Source organism: Paenibacillus sp. FSL A5-0031 (assembly GCF_001956295.1).
Lineage (GTDB): Bacteria > Bacillota > Bacilli > Paenibacillales > Paenibacillaceae > Pristimantibacillus.
The window spans coordinates 62,663-72,898 of record NZ_MRTD01000013.1 but is presented as its reverse complement, the minus strand read 5'-3'; the positions used below and the strand labels follow the sequence as shown (position 1 = coordinate 72,898).

Here is a 10,236-nt window from a genome sequence, read left to right as displayed (position 1 = left end):
GATTGGATACGGGTACATGACCTTCATTTGGTAAAAGTGACAGCCTCGCAGACAAAACGATAATATAACGTAAAAAAGCGTAAATGATATTACTAGTATGACTAGTATGTTTTAATATTATCTCACAACATTTAGCAGCGTCAAGAAATTTGTATACATGAAGCTCAGAATATCTTACTATGATGATCTCCATATAACGCAGGACAGAAAAAACGCTCAAGCTGTTTCTTCATTTTGCTCCAGGACATGTAATCCTCCTATGTTCTATATCATAAAGTCATCTCTAACATTTTTGGGGGATAGGGCACATTTTCTAAAGTGTCCACGACTTCGAACGATTAAGACAGTAGCTCCACATGTTATTATTTCAACAGTGCTTTATTTCGGATAATCTGTTAAAAACAGATACATCTTTATGAGTCTTGAATGGACGGCTCCCGCTCTTAAATGTATTTCTCAAATAATGAGCAAGTACTTTTCTAATTAGCGAATGGTTGAATATCGACTTTTTCAATCACAGCACTAAAGCATGTAAAACAAAAAAGATTAACGACGAGATTACCAATTCTACGAGAAGCTCCAATCAATTGGATAACAAAATAAGGACGTAAAAATATATTTACGTCCCCAACTACCCTATTCACTGACTCGAAATTTTTATAAATTAAGGAACAAACAACTTCTACATGCCCGCATGCGGGAACATATAGATCTACATTTGCAGTTCCAACCAAGCCACATACTCAACATGTAAGGACTGCTGAGCGTTGCACAATTTCTCAGATATAAAACCGCCAAACGGTCGGCATAACTTTACATGAATGACCATCAATCGAGCCGTTCGAGAATTTCTGACGTACCTGCAAAACGATAATATAACTTAATTGTGCTATCCTTTGACACCACAATCTTCTCAACTTCGTATTACGCGAAAACTCGTCGGCAAATGGTACCAGGGAACTGAAAATATCAGTTCAAAGACTCTGTCGAAATCGTCTTGCATCCGTTGAATAATGCGAAATTTTGGAAACAATTATTTAAGGCTGTTCGCAATTGCTTTGTTGGCTTTATGCCGTCCTCGTACCATATATTTTTCACAACAAGCGTCCCGGCTTTTCGCTCCGCGATTACCTCGGCTCGTCCGATGAAGCTTTCTCCGTATAATAGAGGCAGCACATAATAGCCGAATTTCCGTTTGATTGCAGGCGTATAAATCTCCCAAGTGTAATCGAACCCAAATAATTCTTTGATCAGTTTTCTGTCCCATATGAAATTATCTAGTGGGGCAATCAGCTCGCAGCGCAATTTCGGCGTCGGATTTTGCAGGACGGCTGCAATTAGTGGTAAATCCTCCGCACAGCAGTACAGTGTATCCTTCATTTGTTCCACGGCAACAGCAACAATGCGAGCTTCGTGCAACAGCTGGCGGAAAACCTCGTTGCGCTGCTCCGCTTTCAATCCCCATATGTTCAGCCAGGCATCGGATGCGCGATTCCATAAAAGGCCAACAGCTCCGATTCGACGTAGTACCCGCCACTTATGATGCTCAAGCTCGCCCTTCAACGGCTCCGGCGCATTCAGCAGATTTGGCTGTATGTACTTACCGGCGATATCGTAATATTTACGCGTTCCTTTTTTGTGATGGATAATCAAATCGCCTGTCGAGTACATCTGCTCTAGAACCGAACGGGATGAATTGTTTCCGCTGCTCCAGTGGATGACCGATTGCCAAGTGAAATTTCCTTCCAATTTTAGATCATTCGAACTTAGCACACCGTGATTTTGGATGTGAGCCAGAACTTGTTCTACCAACGCTTCCATTTCGGGATAGCGCTTAGCATGTTGCCTTGCAGCCTGCCTGTACCGCTCAAAGTACGGCCAGTTCTCGACAGGGATAATAGCCAAATTTTTGTCGGGGTAATCTACCAGGAATCTATCTTTATACAGCAACTCTTCGAGCATGTTCTTGGTAAATCCTCTGATACGCGACTGCAACACCAGTTCGGCGTTTTTTCCGCAAACATCGATGGGATCGTATTGAATACAACCGACCTGCCGCACAAAATCCAATACTCCCTGCTTTCCAGCAAATTGATATTCGCCCAACAGCCCGTGCTTCAATAACAGAAACTGCCGTGCCTGGCGGTTCGTCAATTGAATCATGTACGCATCAGCTCCTTATCGAAACAAACGGAAGCTGCTTGCACCTGATGATGGATGGCGAGGTTGCTTATCTCAATAAAGTTACTATTTGCTTGTTGCCATAATGCTGGTATCCATTGGGGAGCTTCATCGGCAATCCCCTTTCCTAATTTTCCAATCACCGAAAATTGCTCTTTTTCAACAATTTCAACCACGCCTGTTCCCCCGATCTGTTAGAACACTAACAAAAACAAACATATGTTCCCGTAATATCTTATCATTGTCTTGAGCATAAAAACAAGAGATAATGAACTGCTGCCCGTGTCCTACGTGTAAGCAATCATTAAAGCAATGTAATTGAGCGAATCTGTTACATCTCATTTATTATTTCAGAATTATCAATATTAGACACTCCACATGTGTGGAGTCAGTGGCTCACTTCTCAACTGTCTTTTGATTATTATATTTCTGAATCTACCATATGTATTTACCTCTTTACGTGTATGCGATACACAACTACAAATATGTAGTTTATATAATTCTATTGAATTCTTGTAGACAACTCGTCTACGACATTTCAGGATATTCAGCTTGTAAAATTCTTTCGTCTACAATCCGTCTACAATATTAGGGTATAACAAAGCCCCGTCCTAGTGCGGGCGGGGCTTTCATGGTGAAGATCCACAATTCGCTGGAGTGTGATGCTTAGGTTGTTTTGAGAGATTGCATGATCCATTCGACAGGTTGTTCCAGGATTACTCCGTCTGTCTCCACCCATTGGGTAAGGCTATTCTCTTTGGCTTGAATAACGATAAAATACATATCTTCCGAAGCGGATGTATTCTGCAACGCCCTCACTCCGTCAGGAGCAATTCGAACGGAGGTTCCTTCGAACACATCAAATTCGTTTCCGTCCACTTGAAATTGACCTTGTCCTTTAAGAAAGATGTAGAGTTCCTCATTTTCTTTGTGTTTGTGATAGAAAGGGACTTCCGCCTTCGGGGGCAGATTATTTAGTGAAACTTCCATGCTCGTAAGTTGTAAGGATTCTTTTAGAAAGATTTTCCCTTTTAGCATTCCTTCCGTGACGTTTCCAAAATTCGAAAATGTACCTGCATGGTTAACCGAGTAATTCGCTTGATTCGGCTCCAATTTGCTCACCTCACTTTAGATCTAATTGTTTCAGTAACAGAATGATAAACTAAAAGGCTGGCAGGATGTTGCCTGTTTCGAGCAAGCTCTTTAAATTGTTGAGAATGACAGGCCAGCCATTATTAAATCCTTCCATCTTGCCTTCATCTTTGCGAATATCCTTCTCTAATAAATCCTCGTGGCGTAGCGTCAGTTTTACAGTAGAGTTCAAGGGTGATAATTCATAACTAACCTTAGAGAATCGCTCTCCTTCAACGTCTCTGATGCTCCAGGTAACTGTGAGTAGACGATACGGCTCACATACAAGAACTTCACCATGATGATCAACCTTATCTTTATCCATCAATTTAAAGCTGGAGCCAACTTGCCAATCTGAAAAGATTTCACGACCGAAAAAATACTGCTTGGTGAATTCACTGTTAGTTAGGGCTTGCCAAAGCTTCTCGGGCGTAGTTGCGATGTAAGTCGTATAAACGAATGAAGTCTTATTCATGGTTAGAATCCTCCTCTAAGGCTTGCTTTAGTGTGTTTAATGCCTCAATCCGGTGACTCTCAAACTTGCCGATCCAGCGTTGATAAATTTCCCCGATAGGTATCGGATTAAGATAATGCAGCTTTTCACGGCCTTGCCAAACGACAGTAACAAGGTTTGCTTCTTCCAGCAGCTGAAGGTGCTTCGTAACAGCTTGACGAGTCATAGTCATTTGTTTACAAAGTTCTCCTAAGGATTGTCCGTTATTAGCGAACAAGAAGTCGAGTAACTCTCTGCGAGTTCCATCGGCAAGTGCTTTAAATACTTTGTCCATGCCCTCATTATATGCAACCATTTAATTGCATGTCAAGCTTCACAGTAAAATTGCTCAGCTCCCTTTTTTGCATGTCCAGTCAAATACTTAATCACTACCGACACACAGCACTCAACGTACATGGTATGCGGGAACAGGTCGACAGGTTGCACGGTTTGAAGCGTATAGCCGAATACGAATGGCAGCAAGTAGCTTTAACTTTCTGGGATAGAAACCTATATCACTCTCACGACAACTTACAACTATTCCAATGCCTTATTCATCTATATGGTCAATTTCCGGGACTAGCGTTTGTTCTCTTAAATTAGTCAAATCATTATAGCAAGAATGGTGCAGATCAAAGATGCACTTCATACGAATTCAACAACATCAAGCTTAATGTGTGATAGGTGACTGTTACCAAATATATGTCTGTCGCTCACACAATCGATTCTGTGCATCAAACGAAAAAAAATGATATTATGTATGTTGGGTAAAAGACTTTACTACGGCTTTTATCGATTTTTATATATTGCAACAAGAGGAGATATTATGAGTAACGAACACAACTTTTGGCTTGATTTACCAAAGCCGTTTTTTATATTAGCACCAATGGAAGATGTCACAGATGTTGTATTTCGTCACGTCGTTAGTACAGCTGCAAAACCCGATGTATTTTTCACAGAATTCACAAGTACAGATAGTTATTGTAACCCTGCAGGAAGAGCCAGTACTCGTGGCCGGTTAACGTTCACAGAAGATGAGCAACCAATCGTCGCTCATATTTGGGGCAATAAACCTGCATTTTTTGAACAGATGAGTATTGATATGAAAAAACTAGGCTTTCGTGGTATCGATTTAAACATGGGATGCCCCGTCCAAAACGTCGCATCCAATGGAAAGGGTTCTGGATTAATACAACATCCTGAACTTGCAGCCGAAATTATTCAAGCAGCAAAAGCAGGTGGATTGCCGGTTAGTGTTAAAACAAGATTGGGTTACTTTGAAATTAACGAGTGGCGCGATTGGTTAGGGCATATATTGAAACAAGATATTGCGAATCTTTCTATTCACCTTCGTACAAAAAAAGAGATGAGTAAAGTAGAGGCGCACTGGGAGCTCATTCCTGAAATAAAAAAATTACGCGATGAAATTGCACCAAATACGTTGTTAACCATTAATGGAGATATTCCTGACCGCGCAACAGGATTAAAATTAGTGGAACAATACGGCGTTGATGGTGTCATGATTGGCCGCGGCATTTTCACCAATCCGTTTGCTTTTGAAAAAGAACCTAAAGAACATAGCGCGAAGGATTTTCTCAACTTACTACTTTTACAGCTAGATCTTCACGATAAATATTCAAAAGAAAACGAACCACGTCCATTTAAACCACTTCTTCGCTTTTTCAAAATCTATGTTCGTGGATTTAGAGGCGCAAGCGAACTAAGAACTCAATTGATGGATACGACGTCAACAGATGAAGTACGTCGTTTAGTAATACCTTTTTTAGACGAAGAATTAGAATAAGCTATTTATCAAAAATAATGAGAGACCTCCCAAAAGTTCAATGAACTCTTGAAGGGGCTCTCATTTTTACACTATGTGGTCAAACGGCGTTTACGCTCAAGAAAACTAAGCTGCTACAGGCTTTTCTGCCTGATAACCGACAGGATCTATTATCTTTTTCTGTGTGCATTATTTCCTCTTAATAATCCTTTGTTCTATTCCCTTTCGATTTAGTTAATGGAGATAGAAGCAAATTTTCGCATTTCGCATAGCCCCCTAGCAATTTCTGAGTCAAGCTTAACTTAGGAACAACAAGGTAAACAATTGAGCTTGAAATGATGCTTATAATAGCTCCTACTAGAACATCTGCTGGATAGTGGACACCAACCCAAATACGAGAAATACCAACAAGGGAAGCTAGTATAACCCATAAAAACCACCAGCCTTTTCTAAATAACCAAAAGGATACACAAAATGAAAAGAACAATATTGTATGATCGCTTGGAAAAGAATTATCAACGGCTTTTTCAATTAATTTATTAACATTTGTCAACTCAGCAAATGGTTGATTATTCGAATGAAATTTGCCTGCTATTTTCCCAATAATTTCAGCAAATACAAAAGTAATAGTTGCACAAACAATCATCATTCTACTCTGTTTATGTCGAGTAAACCAAATGAAGATAACACCTAAAGCCAAGAAATATACCGTAAACTCAGCAATGAAAACCATTGTAGGGTTTAAGTAAGGATATTGTTTACCTAGGTCATTAACCATTCTAAATAAATTAATATTTTCTTCTAAAAAATTCATTTCACACCACCTCCTCTGCCTTTATTTCTTATATCTTAAAAGACAGATAGGCAAACAACCATCGATTCCCCTAACAATTAAGGGTTCCTATGTTACATTATTGTCATTTTGTAAATTTGCTTTACTATTCACATAGGCAGTTGCCCCCGTTGGCAGCGATTACCTCCCTCTCCTCCAATATCCTTATTCACGTTGAATTTCGACAAACGCAAAAAGACCTCCCAGAATAATCTGGAAGGTCTCAAAGTTATAAAAATATTGATAAACAGGATTTTCACTGACGAAAACCCTTGATGTATAAGGGTTTGTCACCCTTATTACATCATGCCGCCCATTCCACCCATACCGCCCATATCTGGCATGCCAGCGCCTGCACCCTTAGGTTCAGGTTTGTCAGCAACAACAGCCTCAGTTGTCAAGAACATAGCTGCAACGGATGCTGCGTTTTGCAATGCTGAACGAGTTACTTTAGCAGGGTCAACGATACCTGCTTCGAACATGTTAACCCATGTTCCAGTAGCTGCGTTGTAGCCTACGCCGATTTTTTCGTTTTTCAGACGCTCAACGATAACCGAACCTTCTTGACCAGCGTTCGCAGCGATTGTGCGAAGCGGCTCTTCAAGGGAACGAAGAACGATGTTAACGCCTGTTTGCTCGTCGCCTTCTGCTTTAACAGCAGCAACAGCGTTGTATACGTTAATGAGGGCAGTACCGCCGCCCGATACGATACCTTCTTCAACCGCTGCACGAGTGGAGTTGAGGGCATCTTCGATGCGTAGTTTGCGCTCTTTCAATTCTGTTTCTGTAGCTGCGCCAACTTTGATAACTGCAACGCCGCCAGACAATTTTGCAAGACGCTCTTGAAGCTTCTCACGGTCAAAGTCGGAAGTTGTTTCTTCCAGTTGAGCGCGGATTTGGTTCACGCGAGCAACGATGTCAGCGGAGTTACCGCTGCCGTCAACGATGATTGTAGTTTCTTTAGTGATGCGGATCTGACGAGCAGAACCTAGTGATTCAACGCCAGTTGATTTAAGCTCAAGGCCTAGCTCTTCTGTAATCACTTGGCCGCCTGTTAGAGCAGCGATATCTTGAAGCATAGCTTTACGACGGTCACCGAAGCCTGGAGCTTTAACAGCTACGCAAGTGAATGTTCCACGAAGTTTGTTCACTACTAGAGTAGCTTGAGCTTCGCCTTCTACGTCTTCAGCGATGATTAGCAATTGCTTGCCGGATTGTACGACTTTCTCAAGAACCGGAAGGATCTCTTGAATGCTCGTAATTTTTTTGTCAGTGATAAGAATGTAAGGGTTGTCTAGGACAGCTTCCATTTTATCAGTGTCAGTAATCATGTATGGAGATACATAACCACGGTCAAATTGCATACCTTCAACAACTTCAAGCTCTGTAACAAAGCCTTTCGACTCTTCTACAGTGATAACGCCGTCGTTGCCGACTTTTTCCATAGCTTCAGCAATAAGTTGGCCTACTTCATCGTCAGCAGATGAGATCGAAGCAACTTGTGCGATCGATTGTTTGCCTTCGATTGGTTTCGAGATTGCTTTAAGCTCTTCAACAGCAGCTTTAACAGCTTTCTCGATACCTTTGCGGATAACCATAGGGTTAGCGCCAGCTGTAACGTTTTTCAAGCCTTCGCGAATCATCGCTTGTGCAAGAACAGTTGCCGTAGTTGTACCGTCACCAGCAACGTCATTCGTTTTTGTAGCTACTTCTTTAACAAGTTGAGCGCCCATGTTTTCAAAAGCATCTTCAAGCTCGATTTCTTTTGCAATGGAAACACCATCATTTGTGATAAGCGGGCTTCCGAATTTTTTCTCAAGTACCACGTTGCGGCCTTTTGGACCTAGTGTTACTTTAACTGCATTTGCAAGTGCATCAACACCGCGCAGCATTGCGCGACGAGCGTCTTCGCTAAATTTAATTTCCTTAGCCATTAACAGAAACCTCCCAAAATAGTTTAAGTAGAACTGCTTAGTTTATGCGTTGCCTTCTATGTGACCCTAAGCGGGTTGTTATTCAAAAATCGCGTGAATTTCGCTTTCTTTCATAATCAAATACTCTTTGCCTTCGTATTTGATTTCAGTGCCTGCATATTTGGAGAAAAGAACGCGGTCGCCTTCTTTAACTTCAAGAGCAATACGAACACCATCTTTCAGCGTGCCGCTTCCAACTGCAATCACTTTGCCTTCTTGCGGCTTTTCTTTCGCCGAATCCGGCAATACGATACCGCTAGCGGTTGTTTCTTCTTTCGCGATTGCTTCGATCAATACGCGTTCACCCAAAGGTCTGATCATTGAAAATAGCCTCCTTCAAAATTTGTCGCTGCTTATATTCTCGTTAGCACTCGAAACCTTCAAGTGCTAACAACTATTTTTATCATACTCATTTTCGTTATTAATTTCAAGTGCTTGGTTTCATTTTTCCGTTTATTTACACTAGGCAGAAGGAACTAAATCTTTTTTATGCGGATTGGCCCGTCCAATGTGATTCGCTCAAGCTATTATTATGCGCCAAGTACATCTTGAGAATACGATTATGCTCTAATCCCTTCTCTCGACCATTTGCTCTTTTTAAAACGACCTCCGGCTCAGTAGAAACTTACTTCAAAGCCGCATCGATGCCAAATGCCTGTCCTGACCACGCCTTTTTAGAAGTCCAAGCCTCGTCAGCTCCACTCCAAAAAGGATGCTCGCTTGCTAGGCCAAGCGGCAAGAACACCGCAGCGCATAAATAGAGGCTTCCCGTTGATATGTACCGCTCGCCAATATCTCGCTGATGTCCGCAGAAGCCGATTGTAAGCCATCCATCCGCTGTAAAATTGCCTGGCACTTCAAGTGTTCGACGAATCGCAGCGGTTAACGCACAGCGTACCTGAGGCGCTGTGACGGACGCTGGCAAATCATCATTTAAAGCATGCTGAGCTAGGCTTTGAAAGGCTCCGAAACGATAGGCAAGCGAGCGTCCAATTGGCGGGTATGTTCCATCCGTTCCAATTAGCCGCTCAAGCACTTCTGCATAACGCCGTGAACGGCTCGCAACAGCAGCGCGCATGGCTCGCCATTCCTCGTGCTCATCACCTGCTGCGGCAAGCACATCGACCAGCATCGGCTGAATAACGAAGCTGTTATAGTAATCCCAGTGGAAATCCGGACCATCACTATATGCGCCGTCACCCAAATACCACTGTTCATGCTGCTTCAACGCGTAATCGATCCGCATCGGGTCCCAGTCAAGCTCACCCAGCTTAAGCAGCGCCGCTTCAATCGTTGCTGCAAACAGCAGCCAATTCGAGAAGACTGGCTTTCTCGTCCTCGTTTGCTTCAGCGCCGTAATTACATTTGCTTTCACACGCTGCTCCAGCTTTTCACCAAGCTCTATCGGCGCACGCAATATCGCAAGCGCCAAAAAAGCAGCGTCGACAATCGGCTGGTAACCATCGCTGAAGTTCATATAGTCTGGCGAAGCTGGATCAGTGCCCGCATCCACTGCTTCACGAGCAAGCGCGGCATAACGAACTCGCAGCTCCTCTTCGTGTCCATTAATGTGCTGATTCTCAAGCCATGGAGCCATACCGGATAAAAGACGTCCTAACGCTTCCAAATGCGTGAATTTCGCTCGGTCAGCTTTAAGTTCAGCGGCAGCTTTCTCACCATCAGCCTCTCCAGCAGTTATTGCGATTTCTATAGGCATCTTCTCTTTAAGACGGCGCTCCGCAAGGGCGCTAAGCACAGGATCGCCAATAGCGAGCATCTGCTCCAGCCAGTATTTGCGCACAGGTAGCATTTCGTTTATCTGTGATCCACTTTCGATTTGCAT

10 protein-coding genes are annotated in these 10,236 nt (G+C 42.5%); 1 reads left to right on the top strand and 9 read right to left on the bottom strand.

What is annotated here, in order from left to right:
• Positions 1–969: 969 nt before the first annotated feature.
• The 5 genes from BK120_RS22165 to BK120_RS22145 form a co-directional block, all read right to left on the bottom strand.
• The gene (locus tag BK120_RS22165; RefSeq protein ID WP_076269682.1) at positions 970–2,163 is read right to left on the bottom strand and encodes a winged helix-turn-helix domain-containing protein; all 1,194 of its coding nucleotides are present in this window, start codon (positions 2,161–2,163) and stop codon (positions 970–972) included.
• The gene (locus BK120_RS22160; protein WP_076269681.1) at positions 2,160–2,357 is read right to left on the bottom strand and encodes a hypothetical protein; all 198 of its coding nucleotides are present in this window, start codon (positions 2,355–2,357) and stop codon (positions 2,160–2,162) included. The genes BK120_RS22165 and BK120_RS22160 overlap by 4 nt, the downstream gene beginning before the upstream one ends.
• Positions 2,358–2,847: 490 nt before the next feature.
• Positions 2,848–3,294 (bottom strand): cupin domain-containing protein, encoded by a 447-nt coding sequence (locus BK120_RS22155; RefSeq protein WP_144376824.1) that lies wholly within the window; start codon positions 3,292–3,294, stop codon positions 2,848–2,850.
• 49 nt (positions 3,295–3,343) lie between these two features.
• Positions 3,344–3,787, bottom strand: coding sequence for an SRPBCC family protein (locus BK120_RS22150; RefSeq protein WP_076269679.1), 444 nt, complete (start codon positions 3,785–3,787; stop codon positions 3,344–3,346).
• Complete coding sequence (locus BK120_RS22145; RefSeq protein WP_076269793.1) at positions 3,780–4,100, bottom strand: ArsR/SmtB family transcription factor; 321 nt, start codon at positions 4,098–4,100, stop codon at positions 3,780–3,782. The genes BK120_RS22150 and BK120_RS22145 overlap by 8 nt, the downstream gene beginning before the upstream one ends.
• A gap of 531 nt (positions 4,101–4,631) precedes the next feature.
• Between BK120_RS22145 and BK120_RS22140 the strand changes: the two genes are divergently transcribed.
• Positions 4,632–5,609 (top strand): tRNA dihydrouridine synthase, encoded by a 978-nt coding sequence (locus BK120_RS22140; RefSeq protein WP_076269678.1) that lies wholly within the window; start codon positions 4,632–4,634, stop codon positions 5,607–5,609.
• A gap of 178 nt (positions 5,610–5,787) precedes the next feature.
• Here the strand turns inward: BK120_RS22140 and BK120_RS22135 are convergent, their stop codons facing one another.
• From BK120_RS22135 to BK120_RS22120, 4 genes are all read right to left on the bottom strand, one after another.
• Complete coding sequence (locus BK120_RS22135; RefSeq protein ID WP_076269677.1) at positions 5,788–6,402, bottom strand: undecaprenyl-diphosphatase; 615 nt, start codon at positions 6,400–6,402, stop codon at positions 5,788–5,790.
• Between the two features lie 317 nt (positions 6,403–6,719).
• On the bottom strand, positions 6,720–8,354 hold the full coding sequence (gene groL / locus BK120_RS22130) for a chaperonin GroEL (RefSeq protein WP_076269676.1): 1,635 nt from the start codon (positions 8,352–8,354) through the stop codon (positions 6,720–6,722).
• Positions 8,355–8,432: 78 nt separating this feature from the next.
• Positions 8,433–8,714 (bottom strand): co-chaperone GroES, encoded by a 282-nt coding sequence (gene groES / locus BK120_RS22125; RefSeq protein WP_054026679.1) that lies wholly within the window; start codon positions 8,712–8,714, stop codon positions 8,433–8,435.
• Between the two features lie 304 nt (positions 8,715–9,018).
• Positions 9,019–10,236 carry a DUF2264 domain-containing protein gene (locus tag BK120_RS22120; protein ID WP_372239014.1) on the bottom strand — a complete coding sequence of 406 codons (1,218 nt, stop codon included), beginning with the start codon at positions 10,234–10,236 and terminating at the stop codon, positions 9,019–9,021.

What these genes read in the sequence shown, in the direction of transcription:
- BK120_RS22150 (WP_076269679.1), bottom strand. Translation starts at nt 3,787, where the DNA reads ATGAATAAGACTTCATTCGTTTATACGACTTACATCGCAACTACGCCC.
- BK120_RS22140 (WP_076269678.1), top strand. Translation starts at nt 4,632, where the DNA reads ATGAGTAACGAACACAACTTTTGGCTTGATTTACCAAAGCCGTTTTTT.
- groES (WP_054026679.1), bottom strand. Translation starts at nt 8,714, where the DNA reads ATGATCAGACCTTTGGGTGAACGCGTATTGATCGAAGCAATCGCGAAA.
- BK120_RS22145 (WP_076269793.1), bottom strand. Translation starts at nt 4,100, where the DNA reads ATGGACAAAGTATTTAAAGCACTTGCCGATGGAACTCGCAGAGAGTTA.
- BK120_RS22135 (WP_076269677.1), bottom strand. Translation starts at nt 6,402, where the DNA reads ATGAATTTTTTAGAAGAAAATATTAATTTATTTAGAATGGTTAATGAC.
- groL (WP_076269676.1), bottom strand. Translation starts at nt 8,354, where the DNA reads ATGGCTAAGGAAATTAAATTTAGCGAAGACGCTCGTCGCGCAATGCTG.
- BK120_RS22165 (WP_076269682.1), bottom strand. Translation starts at nt 2,163, where the DNA reads ATGATTCAATTGACGAACCGCCAGGCACGGCAGTTTCTGTTATTGAAG.
- BK120_RS22120 (WP_372239014.1), bottom strand. Translation starts at nt 10,236, where the DNA reads ATGCAAATCGAAAGTGGATCACAGATAAACGAAATGCTACCTGTGCGC.